Here is a 17,479-nt window from a genome sequence, read left to right on the forward strand (position 1 = left end):
GCAAATGGTTGGTTCCCGGAGCTTTCGGGCCGGGTTGGTATTGCCCGGGGACGCATTAATCCCTAGTATTTGCAGCCATTCGATGAGTTTGCGAACGGAGAAAGCTATGGCCTGGAATGAACCGGGTGGTAACCGGAACGACAACGATCCCTGGGGCAGTGGGGGGCGTCGTGGCAATGATCAGGGGCCGCCCGATCTGGATGAGGCGCTGCGCAAGGGTCTCGACAAGCTGAACAAGCTGCTTGGCGGCAAGAAAGGCGGCAGCAACGGAGGCGGTTCCGGCGGCGACGGCAGCAGCAGCGGCTTCGGTGCCCTCCTGGCCATCCTCGGTATCCTGATTGTCGGCTATGTGATTTACCAGTCGTTCTATACGGTGGACGAGCAGGAGCGCGCCGTTGTGCTGCGCTTTGGTAAATACCACACCACCGAAAATCCGGGCCTGCGCTTCAAGGTGCCCATCATTGACGACGTCACCAAGGTTCGCGTGACCAACGTCCGGACCGCCGAGTCCGAAGGGCAGATGCTGACCCAGGATGAAAACCTGGTGTCCGTTGATCTCCAAGTTCAGTACCGGGTGGAGAATGCCCGTGATTACGTGCTGAACGTGCGCGATTCCAACCAGGCCCTGGCCTTTGCCACCGACAGCGCCCTGCGCCACGAGGTGGGCAGTGCTGGTCTGGACGAAGTGTTGACTGAAGGCCGTGCCGCGCTGGCGATCAACGTCGAACAGCGCCTGCAGAGTTTCCTCGAGAAGTACGGCACCGGTTTGCAGATTGTGAAGGTGAACGTGGAGAGCACCCAGCCGCCTTCCGAGGTGCAGGAAGCGTTCCGCGAAGTGCAGCGGGCCAAGGAAGACGAGCAGCGTCTGGTGGAAGAAGCGGAAACCTACCGCAACAAGGTGGTGCCGGAAGCCCGCGGTCGCGCCCAGCGCCTGATCGAAGAGGCGAACGCCTACAAGCAGGAAGTGACCGAACGCGCCAAGGGTGAAACCGCCCGCTTTGTTCAACTGCTGAACGTATACAAGGATGCACCGGTGGTCACCCGCGACCGGATGTACCTGGATACCATGCAGAAAGTGTTCTCCAGCACCAGCAAGGTCCTGGTCGACACCGAAAGCAGCAACAACCTGATGTACCTGCCGCTTGATCGCCTGGCGGGGAGCAGCAAGAGCAGTTCCAGTGACAGTTCCACGTCGGACTATTCCGGATCCAACACCGACATCCAGAAACTGACGGACCAGGTGCTCGACGAGATCCGTCAGCGTAACAACAGCTCAAGTGTGCGGAGGGGGCGTTAATCATGAGTCCTAAAGCTGTTCTCGGACTGGCCGGCGCACTGATCGTTGTGCTGTTGGTGACGTCCAGTGTGTTCATTATCCCGGAAACCCATCGGGGCGTGTTGCTGCGCTTCGGTGAGCTGGTTGAAACGGATATCCCGGCGGGCATTCACTTCAAGGTGCCGGTCATCGACAAGGTGCGTCAGTTCGACGTACGGGTCATGACCAACGACCTGCCGACCCGCCAGTACCTGACCATTGAAAAGAAACCGCTCGACGTGGATTCCTACATTGCCTGGCGCATCCAGAACGTGGATGAGTTCTACCGGGCGACCGGCGGCGATGAGCTGCGCGCCATCTCGCTGGTGTCCTCGCGGGTCGACAACGGCCTTCGGGACGAGTTCGGTATCCGCACCATGCACGAAGTGGTATCCGGTCAGCGTGATGAGCTGATGGAAAAGCTGGTCGATCGCATCGACGACACCCTCATCGATGAGCTGGGCGTCAAGGTGATGGACATTCGGGTCAAGGCGATTGAACTGCCGCAATCGGTCAGTGACAACGTCTATCGCCGGATGCGCACCGAGCGCGAGAAGCTGGCCCAGGAATTCCGTTCCCGCGGTAAAGAGCTGGCCGAAGGCATCCGCGCCGATGCCGACCGTCAGCGCACGGTGGTACTGGCGGAAGCTTACGCCAAAGCGGAAACCACCCGCGGTGAAGGTGACGGCGAGGCGGCCAAGATCTACGCGAAAGCCTACCAGGGTGACGAGGAGTTCTACCGTTTCTATCGCAGCCTGACCGCGTACGAGAAGTCGTTCGCTGACAAGAGCGACATGATGGTGATCGATTCCAAGAGCGATTTCATGCGCTACATGGAAAACCTGAGCGGCGCCAAGGCGAGCCAGTAAACGCACGATTGGGATCAGCCCGCACGGCGGGTAAAATAAACCGGAGCATGGAGCCATGCTCCGGTTTTTTTGTGCCCCTCAAATGTGTAGAATTGCCGGGTTTTGTGGTTCCTTTTCGTTTGCCCGATGAGGGCCTCCGGAAATCCCGATGCCCGGCCGTTGGGCGCGGCATACCGGGACCTTCTAAATTCTGAAGTCTGCCTCAGGGCAGGCGCCAAGAACGGATTTTTAGCGACTCATGACTGCTTCCGACCGCTGGTTACTGCCTGATGGTGTGGAGGATATCCTGCCGCCCCTGGCTGGCAGAATCGAATCCCTGCGCCGCGATATCATGGACACTTACCAGCGCTGGGGTTACCAGTTGGTGATCCCGCCCCTGATCGAATACCTCGAGTCCCTGCTCACCGGCACCGGTAATGATCTGGCCCTGCAAACGTTCAAGCTGACCGACCAGCTGACCGGGCGGATGATGGGAGTGCGTGCCGATATGACGCCGCAAGCGGCACGTATTGATGCTCATACCCTTCGTCAGGATAGCGTGACACGCTTGTGCTACGCTGGGCATGTCCTGCATACCCGGCCCCAGCATATGCTGACCGGTCGTACACCGATCCAGGCGGGTTGTGAGCTGTTCGGTAGCGCCTCTGAGGTGGCCGACCAGGAAGTGATCCGGCTGATGCTGGAAACCCTGCGCATTGCCGGGATTCCCCGTGTTCACCTGGACCTGGCCCATGTGGCCATCTACCAGTCGCTGATGTCGGAAGCGGATTTTGACGCACAGACCGAGCAGGCGATTTTCGACGCCATGCGCCGCAAGTCCATCCCCGAGCTTGATGAACTGTTAGGCGACAGTGCCGCCGCGACGCCGGCTGGCCGCTTGCGCAACCTGGCGCGCCTGAGCGGCGGCATCGAGGTGCTGGATGAGGCGCGTGACGTGCTGCAGGGCGCCTCCAGTCAGGCCTTGAAGGCGCTTGATGAGCTTTCCCGGGTGGCCGGCAGCATATCGAAGAGCTTCCCGGACGTGGATCTGGGCTTCGATTTCTGCGAGCTGCGCGGGTACAACTACCACACCGGTCTAGTGTTTGCGGCCTATGCGCCGGGCCACGGCCAGGCCGTGGCCCAGGGCGGGCGCTACGACGCCATCGGCCGTGATTTTGGCCGGCCACGGCCGGCAACCGGCTTCAGCGCCGATGTCCGGGCCCTGGTGGCGCTGGGTGAGCGCGCCGGTGTACCGGGACGCAACATGATCTGGGCGCCGGTCAGCGATGATCCGGCCCTGGCAGACGCCATTGCGGCGCTGCGTCAAACCGAGACGGTACTGCAGGCCCTGCCGGATGATTCCGGCGCGACGCCAGAGGCGCGGGGCTGTACTCGGCAACTGATTCAACGGGACGGCCAGTGGGTCGTCGAGTCACTTAACGGATAGGGGCGGCCGCCCCGAAACGGGCGTACTGAGAGAACATCATGGGTAAGAACGTCGTTGTACTCGGCACCCAATGGGGTGATGAAGGCAAGGGTAAGATTGTGGATCTGCTGACGGATCAGGCGGCTGCGGTTGCCCGTTTCCAGGGCGGCCACAATGCGGGCCACACGTTGGTGATTGAGGGTAAGAAAACGGCCCTGCACCTGATTCCCTCCGGCATCCTTCGGGAACACGTAACCTGCCTGATCGGCAACGGCGTGGTGCTTTCCATGGAAGCGCTGCTCAAGGAAATGCGCGAGCTGGAAGAGAGTGGCGTCGCGGTACGCGACCGCCTGCGCGTCAGCCTGGCCTGTCCGCTGATCCTGCCGACCCACATCCGCATTGACCTGGCCCGGGAAAAGGCCCGCGGTAACGACAAGATCGGCACTACCGGACGCGGTATCGGTCCGGCCTACGAGGACAAGGTCTCCCGTCGTGGCCTGCGCGTCGGCGATCTGTGCGATGCCGCCAGCTTCGAAACCAAACTGCGCGAGATCATGAAGTTCCACAACTTTGTGCTGACCGAGTACTACGGTGAGGAAGCGGTGGATGTCGATCAGGCGCTGGCCGACCTGCTGGGCCTGGCGAAGGAAATCCTGCCAATGGCGGCGGATGTCACCGATATCCTGCACGACCTGCGCAAGAAGGGCGAGCATATCCTGTTTGAAGGCGCCCAGGGTTCCCTGCTGGATATCGATCTCGGCACCTATCCGTACGTGACATCGTCCAACACCACCGCCGGCGGTACCGCTACCGGCAGCGGCTTTGGCCCGCTGTTCCTGGACTACGTGCTGGGCATTACCAAGGCCTACACCACCCGTGTCGGCTCCGGCCCGTTCCCGACCGAACTGTTCGACGATTTTGGCAAGCATCTGGCTGAGAAAGGCCGCGAATTCGGCACCACCACCGGCCGTGCCCGCCGTTGTGGCTGGTTCGATGCGGTTGCCCTGCGTCACGCCATTCAGATCAACAGCGTATCCGGTATCTGCCTGACTAAGCTGGACGTGCTGGACGGCCTGGAAACGGTCAAGGTCTGCATCGGCTACAAGACGCCGAACGGAGAGATCCAGCGTCCGCCGATCGGCTGCGACAACTACACCGACATCGAGCCGGTTTACGAAGAGCTGCCGGGTTGGAAAGAGAGCACGGTGGGGCTGACCAGCCTCGATCAGCTGCCGGACAACGCCAAGGCGTATATCCGCTTCCTTGAGCAGCAGATCGAAGCCCCGATTGATATCATTTCCACCGGTCCGGACCGTGTGGAAACCATCGTCATGCGGCATCCGTTCGGCGAGAACTGAGCGTCGCCCGTAAACGGGCCATCGATATGAAAAAGGCGAAGCGTCGAGCGCTTCGCCTTTTTTGTGGGCGCGATATCGGGGTCAGCCCTTGGTGGCCACCAGGGTCGCCCGCTTGGGGCCGGGATAGCCTTCGACCGTTCGGGTCGGGTCGTCCGGATCCAGGAAGTCCTGCAGGGACTGGAATCGCATCCAGTCGGTCGAGCGTTGTTCCTCGGTGGTGGTCACGGACACGTCGACGACCCGGGCGTCTTTGAAGCCGGTGCGACCGAGCCAGCGCAACAAGGTATCGCAGCTGGGCAGGAACCAGACATTGCGCATCATACCGTAGCGGTCCTCGGGCATCAGGCTGTAGCCTTCCGGGCCATCGACCACCAGCGTCTCCAGAACGAGTTCACCGCCGTCACGCAGGGTATCCCGCAGCTCCAGCAGGTGATCCAGCGGGGAGCGCCGGTGGTACAGCACGCCCATAGAGAAGGTAGTGTCGAAGCACGCCAGCTTGGGGGGCAGGTCTTCCAGGCGCGCCGGCAGCATGTGGACCCGGGGTTCACTGATGTAATCCTTGACGCTGAAGAACTGCATCAGGAACAACAGGCCCGGATCGACGCCAATCACTTCCTCGGCGCCGGCACCCGCCATGCGCCACATGTGGTAGCCCGAGCCACAGCCCACATCCAGTACGCGCCGGCCGTCCAGGTCGCTGATATACGGGGCTACGCGGTCCCATTTCCAGTCGGAGTGCCATTCGGTGTCGATGTGAGTGCCGAAAAAATCGAACGGGCCTTTGCGCCAGGGCATCAGGCCCCGCAGTCCCGTTTCCAGATCGTTTTGCTGGGTTGGGTTTAGCGGCGTTTGCGTGCGCAGGGTTACGGCCGGGGCGTTGAGATCCGCTTCCACTTCGTGCAGCACCGGTAACTCGGACAGCGCGGCGTTCCAGCGTTGCATATCACCATGGGGGTTGGATTCGAAACGCCGGTAAAGCTGGTCGGCAATCTGGGCGGCCCACTCCTCCAGACCGTTGGATTCCAGGTCGCTGAGCAGGGGCTGGTAACGATGTTTCCAATCGAACACGAGGTGCGGTCTCCGGCAGTTTCAGGGCCGTTTCAGGGCCAGCAGGGATACGAAGTTGAAGTTCTGGTACCACAGGGTGACGCGGTCAAAGCCGGCGTCCAGCAGGCGTTCACGGTGGGTGGTGATGGTTTCCGGGATCAGGACCTGCTCGATGGCCGAGCGCTTGCGGCTGATCTCCAGGTCCGAATAGCCATTGGCCCGCTTGAAATCGTGGTGGAGATCGGTCTGCAGGGTCTGCTCCCAGTCCATCTCAAAGCGGATCTTCTCCGACAGGATCAGGGCACCACCCGGCTGCGTCGCCCGGGCGATCCGCCCCAACAGCTCCGGACGCTGATCCGGTTCGATGAACTGCAGCGTGAAGTTCAGGGTCGTCACCGATGCGTTCTCGAGCTGGCTGTGGAGAATGTCCTCGCAACGTAGCTCCACGGGCGCGGGGTGGTCGTCCAGCGCAATGAAATGATGGCCGCGTTCGATCATATCCGGCGAGTTGTCGATGCCGATCACCTTGCATTGGCGGTCACCGACACCATGGCGCATGGCCAGTGTCGACGCGCCCAGGGAGCACCCCAGGTCGTAGCAGAAGGTGCCGTCCTGGGCGAAACGCTCGGTGATGATGCCGATCATCGGAATCAGGGTGGTATAACCGGGCACGGAGCGTCGGATCATGTCGGGGAAAACCCGGGCCACGGCCGCATCAAAGCGGAAATCGCCACCCTCCGATGCCGTGTCGGTGTAGATGCGGTCTGCCTCGAACAGGGGCTCACTGGATTTCGGATCACTGGGTTTGTCCATCGTCGCCTCCTGTGTGGTCAGATGCTTCCGGAGTGGCTGCTTCAGGGGCAACCTGGGGTGGTCGGGGCGCCACCGTGCAGCGGATGCCCCGGTTCTTGTAATCCACCAGCACGCCCTTGAGGGTGATGTCGGTGTCAGAGCCCACAGCCAGGTAGCCGTCGTAGCACTCGGCATGAAGCTCAGAGGGCTTGGGCGACATTCGATAGTCTTCGCGGGGGCCGACATAGACTGCCCTGAATTCACCGACCTGCACCTTGTCCTTGTCACGGGTGTGGCTGATCAATCCGGCGGTCTCCAGTGTCAGCACCGTACCGAGGATGGCCAGAAGGGCGACGATGATCAGGGCCCGGACGCTGTAGCGGCGTTCGTCTTGTGCCATATCAGAAGGGCCCACCCGGATTGATCGGCGGCGCCTGCAGCGCAGCAAGCTGTTCTCTCAAGGCCAGCACCTGGTCGGACCAGAATCGGGGCTGGGCGAACCAGGGAAAGAATTTGGGGAAGGCCGGGTCATTCCAGCGGCGCGCGAGCCAGGCGGCGTGGCTGATCTGGCGGTAACAGCGCAGTGGCTCGATCAGGTAGCGCTCGCGGCGATTGAAATCGCGGAAGGTTTCATAGCCTTCCATGAGCTCACTGAACTGCAGGGAGCGCTCGGTCTCGTCGCCGTTAAGCAGCAACCAGAGATCCTGGATGGCGGGACCCTGGCGGCAGTCGTCCAGATCCACAAACAGCATCTGCTCATCACGCACGAGAATGTTGCCGGCATGACAGTCGCCATGCAGGCGTACGGTATCGACGGGGCCGGCCTCTTCCACCCGCTGCCTGGCGTGGGTCAGCAGATCCGGAACCAGTGAGTCCCAGGCCGGTCGCAGGTCGGTGGGGATCAGGCCGCTGTCCGTCAGGTAACGGGCTTCCTTCTCCAGGCCCGTCATCAGGTCCAGCGTTGGACGGTGTTGGAACGGCGTCCGCGCGCCCACGTTGTGCAATTGGCCCAGCCATTGCCCCAGACGCCAGAGCATGTCTGGCTCGCTGGTGTCCGGCGCCTGGCCGCCGCGCTGCGGGAAAACCGCAAACCAGAAGCCGTTGTGTTCGCCGATGGTATCGCCGTTTGCGAGTTTCACGGGTGCGACGATGGGCAATTCTGCATCAACCAGCTCGAGCGAAAAGGCGTGTTCCTCGGCAATCTGTTCCCGACTCCAGCGGCCCGGGCGGTAGAACTTGGCGATGACAGACGGGCTGTCTTCAATGCCCACCTGGTAAACCCGGTTCTCGTAAGAGTTCAGGGGAAAAATGCGGCCGTTGATGTGAAAGCCGGCCTCTTCCATGGCGTCCAGCAGGACGTCGGGCGTCAGGTGATCGTAGGGGTGTCCAGTGGTATCGAGTCCGGTGTCAGACATAGTTCAGGCGGATCGTGAAGTATGGCGTCGCAATATACCACAGGCCGGGCCGCCACACAGGTCTTCGAGCCTGTACGGATCGTTCAGTAGGCCAGCTTGCCGCGGGGATCCATTCGCTTCAGGTGATACCAGTTTTCATCCAGTTCCCAGCGGATCTTGTCGATACGGTCGTCGGCAAGGACCAGATTGCCGGCATGGGCCTGGAGGTGCGCAAATTCGCGTTCGGCCCGCTGCCAGTCACGGTGGTCGTCACTGAGTGAACGCATGCTGGGAAACAGGGTTCGCAGCGCATCCTGGGTGCTGACTTCGTAAGACCGGGGCGACGACATGATGGCCGTATCGCCTTCAACCCGGAGCACCCGGAACTGATAGGGATAGCTGCTCAGTTTCGGGTCATCCTGCAAATGGTTATTCAATGAGATCACTTCGATACCGCGCCAACTCAGCCATCCGATAAAGACGGCCGCGACCAGCATCACGATCAGGAACTGCTTACGATCCGACATCTGTACTGCACTCCTTGCCTGCACATCCATTGGCGTCGGCACGTCCGCCGGATGGATTCATCCCAGAGTATACCGGCTTGGCCGCCTGTTGTGTGTGATTATCCTACCTATCGCCTTCCTGCGATCGGGTCAGTCGATCCGCGACGATTTCCGACTTGGGGCGACGGGATGCTGCCAATAGTCCCGCCAAAACCAACAGGCCGCCGACAGCATGATAGCCTTCGATCGACTCGCCCAGCACGGGCACGGCGATCAGCGCCGCAAAAACCGGGATCAGATAGGCGAACAGCCCCGCCATGCCCGGGCCCAGGGTGCGCACGCCGTTGTTCCACAAAAAATACGCGGCGACGCTGGGCAAGGTACCCACGTAGAGCAGGGCGGACAGGTTGCCCACATTGAGGGCAAACCCGCCTTCGTTGTGCAGTTCCCACAGGTAGAACGGCAGGATCATCGGCGTCCCCAGCGTGATCAGAATGCAGAGTAGCGGGAACAGCGGGATGTCCAGTGGCCAACGCTTAAGCAGCACCGAATACAGTGCCCAGCTGCTGATGGACAGGATCATCAGCAGGTCGCCGGGATTGAAGTTCACTTTTAAAAGCGTATCCAGGTTGGCGCGGGTCAGGATCGTCAATACGCCACAGAACGCGAGAATCAGCCCTGCCAGTTGGCGATGATGGGGCAGCGTTCGCAGGATGATGGCGGAAAAGAGCACGATCATCAGCGGCATGGTGGAGCTGACCAGGGCGATGTTAATCGCGCCGGTGCTCTGGGCTGCCAGGTAGAGAATGGTGTTGTAGGCGCCGACACTGAAAAAGGCGAGGGCGAAGACCTGTTTCCAGTGCGCCCGAAGGACAGGACGATAACGCCGCACGGCCTGGAAGGTGAACGGGGCAAGGTAGATTGTCGGGATCAGCCAGCGCCAGAAAGACAGCGCGAATGGAGGGATCGACTCCGACGTACCGCGGGCAACCAGCGCGTTACCGGCCCAGAACAGCGTCGTCAACACCAGGCCAGCCATGGCCCATTGCCGTCCAGAGTTGCTCACATTCCCTCCCCCTATCTCTCATCCGATGAAAGGTAACGGCGCATAGTAGCATTGTCAGGGGGGCGCGCCGATGCTTGTATGGACGCCACGTAAACAGACTTAAGAGGATCGGCCGATTCGATGAGCGTAGAACAGTTTTCCGTGGATGCGGTCGTCATTGGCGCGGGTGTGGTCGGCCTGGCTGTTGCCCGTGAACTGGCGCAGGCCGGCCAGAGTGTCGTGGTGCTGGAGGCGGGCGATCACTGGGGCGAGGGGACCTCATCGCGCAACAGTGAAGTGATTCACGCCGGTCTCTACTATCCGCCGGATTCCCTGAAGGCCCGTCTGTGCATCGACGGCAAGCAGGCCCTGTACCGCTATTGCGAAGAGCGCCAGGTTCCCTTTCGCCGCACGGGGAAGTGGATTATTGCCACCGATCCTCAGCAGGCCGACGTGCTGTCGGGCATCGAGGCGCGTGCCATCGCCTGTGGTGTGCCTTTGCAGCGGGGTGCGAGCGAGACGCTCAGGCAGGCGTTGCCGGACGTTTCTGCCGCCGAGGGCCTGTTTTCTCCGACCACGGGGATCGTTGATAGCCACGCGCTGATGCTGTCCCTGCTGGGCGATCTGGAGGCCGCAGGAGGTTATGTCATCTGCCGGGCGCCGGCGGTATCCATCGTCAGTGAAGGCAACCATCGGGTGAGGGTCGGCGGGGACTCGCCCTGCGAGTTGGTGGCACCCAGGGTGGTGAATGCTGCGGGGCTTTACGCCATTGCCCTTTTGGATCGCTGGAAAGGTTACCCGGCGTCGATTCGGCCGCAAGCCTGGTTTGCCCGTGGTTGCTACTTCAGTTACTCGGGGCGTCATCCGTTCGACACACTGGTGTATCCGGTCCCCGAGCCAGGTGGGCTGGGCATTCATCTGACGCTGGATATGGCGGGCCAGGTGCGTTTTGGGCCGGATGTGGAGTGGATTGATAGCCTCGATTACCAGGTCGATCCGGCCCGCCGTGATCGCTTCGCCGAATCCATCCGCCGTTGGTGGCCGGCACTGGATCCGGCTCGGCTGCAGCCGGCCTATGCCGGTATCCGGCCCAAACTGGCAGGTCCGGGATCGGGTTTCCAGGATTTTCGGATCCAGGACGAATACGACACGGGTTGGCGGGCGTGGTGCAGCTTCTCGGTATCGAATCCCCGGGACTGACCGCCTGCCTGGCTCTGGCCAGGCAGGTTGCGGACCGTCTCAGATAGCACGCTCCGGAATTTGAGGCGTTCGGGCCAGCGCCCAGACCTGCACGCGATTGACTCCGCCCCGCCGCAGGGCGCTGGCCATCTGTTGCACGGTCGCACCGGTCGTCATGACATCGTCGACAATGGCGACATGGTCCGGAAGGTCGGTGCCGACCTCGAAGGCGCCCCGCAGATTCTGTAACCGCTGGCGCCGGTTCAGGCCGGATTGGGCGCTGGTCTCCCGCCGACGCCGGACCAGTGCTGTGCGCACCGGAATCTTCAAGCGGTCCGACAGCCACCATGCGATTTCCTCAGCCTGATTAAAGCCCCGCTCCCGCAGACGTTGCCGATGCATGGGAACCGGGACCAGGCAGGTCGGGCGATCGACCTGTGCCTGCATCAACTCCGTCGCCAGCATCTCGGCCAGTGGCCGTCCGAAGGTGCGATGCCCACCAAACTTGAATCCGCTGATCAACTGGTTGACCGGGAAACCGTAGAGCCAGGGGGCCGCGGTGGCCTCAAAGGCCGGTGGTCTGGTCAGGCAGGGGCCGCACAGCTCGCTACCGACCAGCACGCCGGGGTTGACCAACGGAAGCGCGCAGCGTCGACAGGCCAGTGAATTGCGGGGCAGGTCGGCGGCGCAGTCCGTGCACAGGCCCGGCTCGCGGGTGGTTGCGAGGCAGGTGATGCAGGGATGTCCGGGACGCGGCCAGTTGTTAACCTTTCGTTGTATGAAGGTTGACAGCGTGGTCAGGCAATTTATCATGCGTTCAATCCTTGAACAGAAAATAAAGGGCGGGCCCAGCCTGGCCCTGATGAGAACCATACAGGACCGATTCCCATGACAGCATCACCGATCCGCCACGACTGGACATTGGACGAGATCCGCGCGCTTTTCGATCTGCCGTTCAACGACCTCGTCTTCAAGGCGCAAAGCGTACACCGGGAGCACTTCGATCCCAACGAGGTGCAGGTCAGCACGCTGCTCTCCATCAAGACCGGTGCCTGTCCCGAGGACTGTAAATACTGCCCGCAGAGCGGTCACTACAATACCGGGCTGGAAAAGGAAAAGCTGCTGGAAATCGAAAAGGTGGTGGCCGAGGCGCGCGCCGCAAAAGACAAGGGCGCGTCCCGGTTCTGCATGGGTGCGGCCTGGCGCAGTCCATCCAAGAAGGACATGCCCTACGTCCTGGACATGGTGCGGCAGGTGAAATCCCTGGGTCTGGAAACCTGTATGACCCTGGGCATGCTCCAGCAGAGCGAGGCCGACCAACTGGCCGAAGCGGGGCTGGACTATTACAACCACAACCTCGATACCTCCGAGAAATACTACAACCACATCATCACCACGCGGACCTACCAGGACCGTCTGGATACCCTGGACAACGTTCGCAAGGCCGGCATGAAAGTCTGCTGTGGCGGCATCATGGGGATGGGTGAGGATGAAGACGACCGGGCCGGCCTGATCATGCAGCTGGCCAATCTGCCGCACCATCCGGAAAGTGTTCCCATCAACATGCTGGTCAAGGTGGCCGGCACACCGCTGGAAGACGTCGACGACCTGGATCCGTTCGAATTCGTGCGCACCATCGCGGTGGCCCGGATCGTCATGCCGGAATCCCACGTGCGCCTGTCGGCCGGTCGCGAGAACATGAACGACCAGATGCAGGCGCTGTGCTTCCTGGCCGGTGCCAACTCCATCTTCTACGGTGAGAAGCTGCTCACCACCACCAACCCGGAAGCGGATCACGATCGGCAGCTGTTCAAGCGTCTGGGTATTCGTCCCGAGCAGCGCGGCGAAGCCCACACTGACGAAGAGCGCGAAGCCGGTCTGGTGGATGCGATGGAAAAAGAGCGCAATCGCCACCTGTTCTACGACGCCACCGATCGTCAGACCGCTTGAGGTGACCCGTGCGTGATTTTCGGGCCGAACTGGAACGGCGCCAGGCCGATGGTCTCTATCGCTGGCGCCGTGAGGTACAGACGCCGCAACAACCGGAAATGGTGGTTGACGGGCGGTCCGTACTGTCGTTCTGCAGCAATGACTATCTGGGGCTGGCCAACCATCCCGACAGCGTCTCGGCGGCCCGTGAGGCGCTGCTGGACACCGGACTGGGTGGCGGTGCCTCTCACCTGATCTGCGGTCATCACAGCGCGCATCATGAACTGGAAGAGACGCTGGCCCGTTTCACCGATCGCGAGGCGGCGCTGTTCTTCTCCACCGGTTACATGGCGAATATGGGCGTTATCAGCGCCCTGGCCGGGCGTGGCGACACCATCTTTTCAGATCGATTGAACCACGCCTCGCTTATTGACGGTTGCATCCTCAGTCGGGCCCGGGTCCGTCGTTATCCCCACGCTGACGTTGAGTCACTGGAGGCGATGCTGGCGGAAACCGACGGCCACAAGCTGGTGGTGACCGATGGCGTCTTCAGTATGGATGGCGATGTCGCGCCGCTGCCGGAGATCGCTGCGGCTTGTCGGCGTCACGATGCGCTGCTGGTGGTGGACGATGCCCATGGCTTCGGCTGTATCGGAACCAGGGGGCGAGGCAGCGTCGATCATTTCGGATTGAGTGCGAAGGACGTGCCCATCGTCATTGGCACGCTGGGCAAGGCATTTGGAACCAGTGGCGCCTTTGTCGCCGGGTCGCAATTGATGATGGACTACCTGGTCCAGAAAGCCCGTACCTACATCTACACGACCGCCATGCCGCCGGCCATAGCAAGGGCCACCTGCACCAGCGTAACGTTGTTGGAGCAGGGCGATGATCGCCGTGATCACCTGGCGCGACTGATCGCCCGGTTCCGTCGGGAAGCGAGCGCCATGGGGTATACGTTGATGCCCTCAGATACCCCGATCCAGCCCATACTGCTGGGCGACGCGTGGTCGGCGCTGGCCCTGAGCCAGGCGCTGGAAACCCGGGGCATCTGGGTCACCGCCATACGCCCACCGACGGTGCCCGAAGGCGAAGCCCGGCTGCGGGTGACCTTCAGCGCGGCGCACACGGAAGCGCACCTCGACCGGTTGTTGCAGGCGCTGTCCGAATGCCGGGAAACGCTCTCCGGCACGGCCGCATGACGGTACCTGTCGACCGGCTGACGCTGATCAGCGGCTGGGGCGCGCCGGTCGATATGATTCGGCCGCTCGTCGATGGCTTGGCGAGCGAGGTGACGGCGTTTTCCCTTGATGACTCGCTCCTTGCCGGGATTCCTTCGTTCGATGCCGCCGCCGATGCCCTTCTCGACCGCATCGGTGATCGCGTATGGCTGGTGGGCTGGTCGCTGGGCGGTCTGTTGGCCATGGCGGTCGCCCGTCGCGCGCCAGAACGGGTCGCCGGCGTGATCACCCTGTGCACCCATCCCTGTTTTGTAGCCCGCGAGGCGGGTGATACCGGTATGGCGCCAGACACCTTCGCCGGATTTCGGCAGGGGCTTGAGCGTCAGGCTGCCCGCCAATGGCAGCGATTCATGTTGTTACAGGTTCATGGGGCGCCGGCGGGACGGCAGGCACTGGACCCCTGGTTGGCGTCCGGGCCACCGGCCAGCAACGCCGTATTGACCCACAGTCTGGCGTGGCTGGCCGAGGTGGATCAGCGGCAGGAATGGGCCGAAGTAGCCGCGCCGACGGTGCACCTGTTTGGCCGCCTTGACCCGCTGGTCGATCCGGCCTGCGCCGCCTTGTTGCAGTCGCAGGGGCGACCTGTCCGGCTGTTGGAGCATCTTTATCACTGGCCCTTCGGTGACGCGACAACGCAAGTCCGTCGGGCAATCGAGGACTGTCTGAATGAATACCGCGCTGGCCAGGCGGCCTGATCTCGACGCGTCCACGGTTTCACGTCGTGGCACCCGGGCGAGCATTGCCCGGGATTTTGGCGCGGCCGCGGCCAGTTACGACCGGGCGGCCCGCCTGCAACGCCACATGGGGCAACGCCTGCTGGGGTTGTTGCCGGCTGATCGGGCCGATGAGGTGACAGACCTGGGCTGCGGCACCGGGCTCTTTCTGGAGCCGTTGCAACGAAAGCTGCAGCCGGACGGGCTGAACGCCATCGATCTGTCTCCGGATATGCTGGATTATGCCCGTGCCCATCGGGCGGTGTCGGCACGCTGGCTGGCGGCGGATGCCGAAGCCATTCCGCTGGCGGATGCGAGTCAGGATGTGGTGTTTTCCAACCTGATGATCCAGTGGTGCGACGATCCGGAGACGGTACTCAGAGAGGCGTTCCGAATCCTGCGGCCCGGCGGCTGGCTGGTGTGTTCCACACTGCTGGACGGCACCCTGCGTGAACTGGACCGGGCCTGGCAGGCGGTGGATCCCGGACAATCCCACATTAATGAATTTGAATCACCTGCAACGATGCACGATGCGCTGGCGCGCGTCTTCGGCGGTGGTGAAGTCCGGCAGGAGTGCATTGTTCTGGACTATTGCCACCCGGCTGACTTGTTGCGGGAACTCAAGGACCTCGGTGCCCATCACAAGGCGCCAAACAGACGGCGCTCGCTGACCGGTGCGCGCCGTCTCAAGCAACTTTACCACTGTTATCCGCGTCAAGACGGCGGGAGTGTGGCCGCCAGCTATGAAGCTGGTTACCTGATCGCCCGTCGACCGTCAGGCGCTGCTGTATAGGATTCAGACCAGACCATGGCCAAACGAACTTTCTTTGTGACCGGCACCGATACCGGTGTGGGAAAAACACTGGTATCCGCCGTTCTGCTGCGCGCAGCGGCAAAAGCCGGGCTGCGTACCGTGGCGATCAAGCCCGTGGCGTCCGGCTGCGAGGTGACGCCCGAAGGATTGCGTAACGAGGACGCCCTGGCGCTCCAGGCGGCCATGACGGAGGCGCTGCCCTACGATCAGATCAACCCGGTGGCGCTGGAGCCGGCCATCGCGCCCCATATCGCGGCGGTGCAGGCGGGGCGTCAGGTTACCGCACAGCGTCTCGTTGGCCTCTGTCGCGGCATGCAGATGCGGCCGGCGGATGTCATGCTGGTGGAGGGTGCCGGAGGCTGGCGAGTGCCGTTGAACGATCGGGAAACCTATTCCCGGGTGGCCCAGGAGCTGAACACGCCGGTGATCATGGTCGTGCCACTGCAGCTGGGCTGCATTAACCATGCACTGCTCACGGCCGAAGCGATTCGTGCCGACGGTCTGCCCGTGGCGGGTTGGGTCGCCAATCGCCTGGCGCCGGAGCCGATGCCGGTTGAAGCGGAGAATCTGGCCTATCTGCGTCAGCACCTGCCCGCGCCCATGCTGGGTGATCTGCCGTGGCAGGAAACGCTGGATATCGAGGCGCTGACAAATTGTATCGATTTGAAACCGTTGATTGATAATTGAACAGCGCTCTGCTTCAATGCAGTCATGGTTCAATAGGTGGTCACCATGATGATCAGTAACAACAGTTTCGCGATCGGTGTTCAGGGCGTCCAGGACGGCATGGCCGGGATGGAAGCATCCGCCCGCAAAATCGCCCGTGCCGGTACGGATGGCCCCCAGGGCAGCGCCGAAAGCAGTAACGATCTGATTGAACCCATCGTCGATATGAAGCTGTATGCACGCAACGTCGAGGCCTCTGCGCAGGTGGTGAAAACCGCCGACGAGACGCTTGGGTCGTTGCTCGACGTCATGGCCTGATCCGCATAGCTGATGGAGCCCTGCGGTGACCGTTTCTCTCGGGTCTATTGGAACATCGCTTCCTTACGCCACATCGTCGGCGTCCGGACAACGCTCTGGCGCGCCGTCGAATAAGGCGGATGCCAGTCCCGCCAAGGCGGATTCTCCCACCGAAGCCATTAAAGCCCGCGCCCAGGGTGCAGAATCGGATGCATCGCTTGATGATTCGGATCTGGCGGAACTGCGTGACCTGAAGTCGCGCGACCGGGAAGTGCGCGCGCACGAGTCGGCACACCAGTCCGCCGGGGGCCAACATGCCGGCGCCGCCAGTTTTACCTACACCCGTGGTCCCGATGGCGCCCAGTACGCGACCGAGGGTGAAGTCCCGATCGATATCTCACCGGTATCCGGTAACCCCCAGGCAACGATCGACAAGATGCGCACCGTCCGAGCCGCGGCTCTGGCGCCGGCACAGCCGTCGTCCCAGGATCGGCAGGTAGCGGCGCAGGCCATGCAGATCCTGCTGCAGGCCCAGGTCGAAAGGGCGGAGGAAAGCGGTCGCGCAACCTCATCAGCGGGCGCTGAGGAGGGTGACACTCCAGCGTCTGCCAGCCATGCCGCCGGGGCCACCTATCGCCGTGTCGAAGGGCTGACCGGCCTCGAATCGGACGAGCCAACTACGGCATTCCAGGCAACTGCCTGATCCCTCCCTGCAAGGCCTGCCGCCCCGGCAGAGGCACTCTCCAAGGCATGATACGGATCGCATAAATTGCTCACCGGACTCTTGACACGCGCCCACTTACAAACGTATGTTTCAAACAACCGTTTAATTAACGGGTAGAGCGCCTGCGCCTGCCCATGTGCCAAACCAAGGCCAGTGCTCCGCGGATCCCGACGGACACGACCGAGAAT

Annotated in this window: 18 protein-coding genes and 1 pseudogene; 12 read left to right on the forward strand and 7 right to left on the reverse strand. The window is 62.2% G+C overall.

All coding sequences use genetic code 11. The features are described 5' to 3' along the window. Positions 1 to 106: 106 nt before the first annotated feature. The 4 genes from hflK to JL474_RS08345 all read left to right on the forward strand — a co-directional run bounded on the left by hflK (position 107) and on the right by JL474_RS08345 (position 4,947). Positions 107 to 1,297: an FtsH protease activity modulator HflK gene (gene hflK / locus JL474_RS08330; protein WP_203141694.1), complete on the forward strand. Its 1,191-nt coding sequence runs from the start codon at positions 107 to 109 to the stop codon at positions 1,295 to 1,297. 2 nt (positions 1,298 to 1,299) lie between these two features. Continuing rightward, on the forward strand, positions 1,300 to 2,184 hold the full coding sequence (gene hflC, locus JL474_RS08335) for a protease modulator HflC (protein ID WP_203141695.1): 885 nt from the start codon (positions 1,300 to 1,302) through the stop codon (positions 2,182 to 2,184). Positions 2,185 to 2,422: 238 nt separating this feature from the next. Then, a complete protein-coding gene (locus JL474_RS08340; protein WP_203141696.1) occupies positions 2,423 to 3,610 on the forward strand; it encodes an ATP phosphoribosyltransferase regulatory subunit in 1,188 nt (395 codons plus the stop codon). A 38-nt stretch (positions 3,611 to 3,648) separates the two neighbouring features. Further along, positions 3,649 to 4,947, forward strand: coding sequence for an adenylosuccinate synthase (locus tag JL474_RS08345; RefSeq protein ID WP_203141697.1), 1,299 nt, complete (start codon positions 3,649 to 3,651; stop codon positions 4,945 to 4,947). Between the two features lie 81 nt (positions 4,948 to 5,028). On the opposite strand, the gene cmoB is transcribed toward JL474_RS08345, so the two are convergent. The 6 genes from cmoB to JL474_RS08375 all read right to left on the reverse strand — a co-directional run bounded on the left by cmoB (position 5,029) and on the right by JL474_RS08375 (position 9,752). Then, on the reverse strand, positions 5,029 to 6,015 hold the full coding sequence (cmoB, locus tag JL474_RS08350) for a tRNA 5-methoxyuridine(34)/uridine 5-oxyacetic acid(34) synthase CmoB (protein WP_203141698.1): 987 nt from the start codon (positions 6,013 to 6,015) through the stop codon (positions 5,029 to 5,031). Between the two features lie 21 nt (positions 6,016 to 6,036). Continuing rightward, on the reverse strand, positions 6,037 to 6,807 hold the full coding sequence (cmoA, locus tag JL474_RS08355; protein ID WP_203141699.1) for a carboxy-S-adenosyl-L-methionine synthase CmoA: 771 nt from the start codon (positions 6,805 to 6,807) through the stop codon (positions 6,037 to 6,039). Beyond that, positions 6,791 to 7,186: a kinase gene (locus JL474_RS08360; protein ID WP_203141700.1), complete on the reverse strand. Its 396-nt coding sequence runs from the start codon at positions 7,184 to 7,186 to the stop codon at positions 6,791 to 6,793. The genes cmoA and JL474_RS08360 overlap by 17 nt, the downstream gene beginning before the upstream one ends. Position 7,187: 1 nt before the next feature. Further along, on the reverse strand, positions 7,188 to 8,201 hold the full coding sequence (locus tag JL474_RS08365) for a serine/threonine protein kinase (protein ID WP_203141701.1): 1,014 nt from the start codon (positions 8,199 to 8,201) through the stop codon (positions 7,188 to 7,190). A gap of 83 nt (positions 8,202 to 8,284) precedes the next feature. Then, positions 8,285 to 8,707, reverse strand: a complete 423-nt coding sequence (locus JL474_RS08370; RefSeq protein ID WP_123632599.1) for a hypothetical protein — start codon at positions 8,705 to 8,707, stop codon at positions 8,285 to 8,287. Between the two features lie 103 nt (positions 8,708 to 8,810). Next, on the reverse strand, positions 8,811 to 9,752 hold the full coding sequence (locus JL474_RS08375) for a DMT family transporter (protein WP_203141702.1): 942 nt from the start codon (positions 9,750 to 9,752) through the stop codon (positions 8,811 to 8,813). A gap of 120 nt (positions 9,753 to 9,872) precedes the next feature. On the opposite strand from JL474_RS08375, the pseudogene JL474_RS08380 reads away from it, so the two are divergent. Next, a pseudogene (locus tag JL474_RS08380) lies at positions 9,873 to 10,978 on the forward strand (NAD(P)/FAD-dependent oxidoreductase). Here JL474_RS08380 and JL474_RS21495 read toward each other — a convergent pair. Further along, positions 10,971 to 11,723, reverse strand: a complete 753-nt coding sequence (locus JL474_RS21495) for a ComF family protein (protein ID WP_236012112.1) — start codon at positions 11,721 to 11,723, stop codon at positions 10,971 to 10,973. The pseudogene JL474_RS08380 and the gene JL474_RS21495 overlap by 8 nt on opposite strands. A gap of 69 nt (positions 11,724 to 11,792) precedes the next feature. Here JL474_RS21495 and bioB point away from each other — a divergent pair, with 69 nt between their 5' ends. The 7 genes from bioB to JL474_RS08420 are packed head-to-tail and all read left to right on the forward strand — an operon-like array spanning position 11,793 to position 17,270. Beyond that, the gene (gene bioB / locus JL474_RS08390; RefSeq protein ID WP_407944052.1) at positions 11,793 to 12,860 is read left to right on the forward strand and encodes a biotin synthase BioB; all 1,068 of its coding nucleotides are present in this window, start codon (positions 11,793 to 11,795) and stop codon (positions 12,858 to 12,860) included. 8 nt (positions 12,861 to 12,868) lie between these two features. After that, positions 12,869 to 14,038, forward strand: coding sequence for an 8-amino-7-oxononanoate synthase (gene bioF / locus JL474_RS08395; RefSeq protein ID WP_203141704.1), 1,170 nt, complete (start codon positions 12,869 to 12,871; stop codon positions 14,036 to 14,038). Beyond that, positions 14,035 to 14,772 (forward strand): alpha/beta fold hydrolase, encoded by a 738-nt coding sequence (locus JL474_RS08400; RefSeq protein WP_203141705.1) that lies wholly within the window; start codon positions 14,035 to 14,037, stop codon positions 14,770 to 14,772. The genes bioF and JL474_RS08400 overlap by 4 nt, the downstream gene beginning before the upstream one ends. Continuing rightward, complete coding sequence (gene bioC / locus JL474_RS08405) at positions 14,744 to 15,583, forward strand: malonyl-ACP O-methyltransferase BioC (protein WP_203141706.1); 840 nt, start codon at positions 14,744 to 14,746, stop codon at positions 15,581 to 15,583. The genes JL474_RS08400 and bioC overlap by 29 nt, the downstream gene beginning before the upstream one ends. A 15-nt stretch (positions 15,584 to 15,598) precedes the next feature. Further along, positions 15,599 to 16,291: a dethiobiotin synthase gene (gene bioD, locus JL474_RS08410; RefSeq protein ID WP_203141707.1), complete on the forward strand. Its 693-nt coding sequence runs from the start codon at positions 15,599 to 15,601 to the stop codon at positions 16,289 to 16,291. Between the two features lie 48 nt (positions 16,292 to 16,339). Next, a complete protein-coding gene (locus JL474_RS08415; protein WP_123633017.1) occupies positions 16,340 to 16,588 on the forward strand; it encodes a flagellar basal body rod C-terminal domain-containing protein in 249 nt (82 codons plus the stop codon). Positions 16,589 to 16,613: 25 nt separating this feature from the next. After that, the gene (locus JL474_RS08420; RefSeq protein WP_203141708.1) at positions 16,614 to 17,270 is read left to right on the forward strand and encodes a putative metalloprotease CJM1_0395 family protein; all 657 of its coding nucleotides are present in this window, start codon (positions 16,614 to 16,616) and stop codon (positions 17,268 to 17,270) included. Positions 17,271 to 17,479: the final 209 nt, after the last annotated feature.

Origin of the sequence: Marinobacter mangrovi (assembly GCF_016798325.1) — a bacterium.
Lineage (GTDB): Bacteria > Pseudomonadota > Gammaproteobacteria > Pseudomonadales > Oleiphilaceae > Marinobacter_A > Marinobacter_A mangrovi.

Coding starts and splice junctions, on each gene's coding strand:
- hflK (WP_203141694.1), top strand. CDS start 107: ATGGCCTGGAATGAACCGGGTGGTAACCGGAACGACAACGATCCCTGG.
- hflC (WP_203141695.1), top strand. CDS start 1,300: ATGAGTCCTAAAGCTGTTCTCGGACTGGCCGGCGCACTGATCGTTGTG.
- JL474_RS08340 (WP_203141696.1), top strand. CDS start 2,423: ATGACTGCTTCCGACCGCTGGTTACTGCCTGATGGTGTGGAGGATATC.
- JL474_RS08345 (WP_203141697.1), top strand. CDS start 3,649: ATGGGTAAGAACGTCGTTGTACTCGGCACCCAATGGGGTGATGAAGGC.
- cmoA (WP_203141699.1), bottom strand. CDS start 6,807: ATGGACAAACCCAGTGATCCGAAATCCAGTGAGCCCCTGTTCGAGGCA.
- JL474_RS08360 (WP_203141700.1), bottom strand. CDS start 7,186: ATGGCACAAGACGAACGCCGCTACAGCGTCCGGGCCCTGATCATCGTC.
- JL474_RS08365 (WP_203141701.1), bottom strand. CDS start 8,201: ATGTCTGACACCGGACTCGATACCACTGGACACCCCTACGATCACCTG.
- JL474_RS08370 (WP_123632599.1), bottom strand. CDS start 8,707: ATGTCGGATCGTAAGCAGTTCCTGATCGTGATGCTGGTCGCGGCCGTC.
- JL474_RS21495 (WP_236012112.1), bottom strand. CDS start 11,723: ATGATAAATTGCCTGACCACGCTGTCAACCTTCATACAACGAAAGGTT.
- JL474_RS08400 (WP_203141705.1), top strand. CDS start 14,035: ATGACGGTACCTGTCGACCGGCTGACGCTGATCAGCGGCTGGGGCGCG.
- bioC (WP_203141706.1), top strand. CDS start 14,744: ATGAATACCGCGCTGGCCAGGCGGCCTGATCTCGACGCGTCCACGGTT.
- bioD (WP_203141707.1), top strand. CDS start 15,599: ATGGCCAAACGAACTTTCTTTGTGACCGGCACCGATACCGGTGTGGGA.
- JL474_RS08415 (WP_123633017.1), top strand. CDS start 16,340: ATGATCAGTAACAACAGTTTCGCGATCGGTGTTCAGGGCGTCCAGGAC.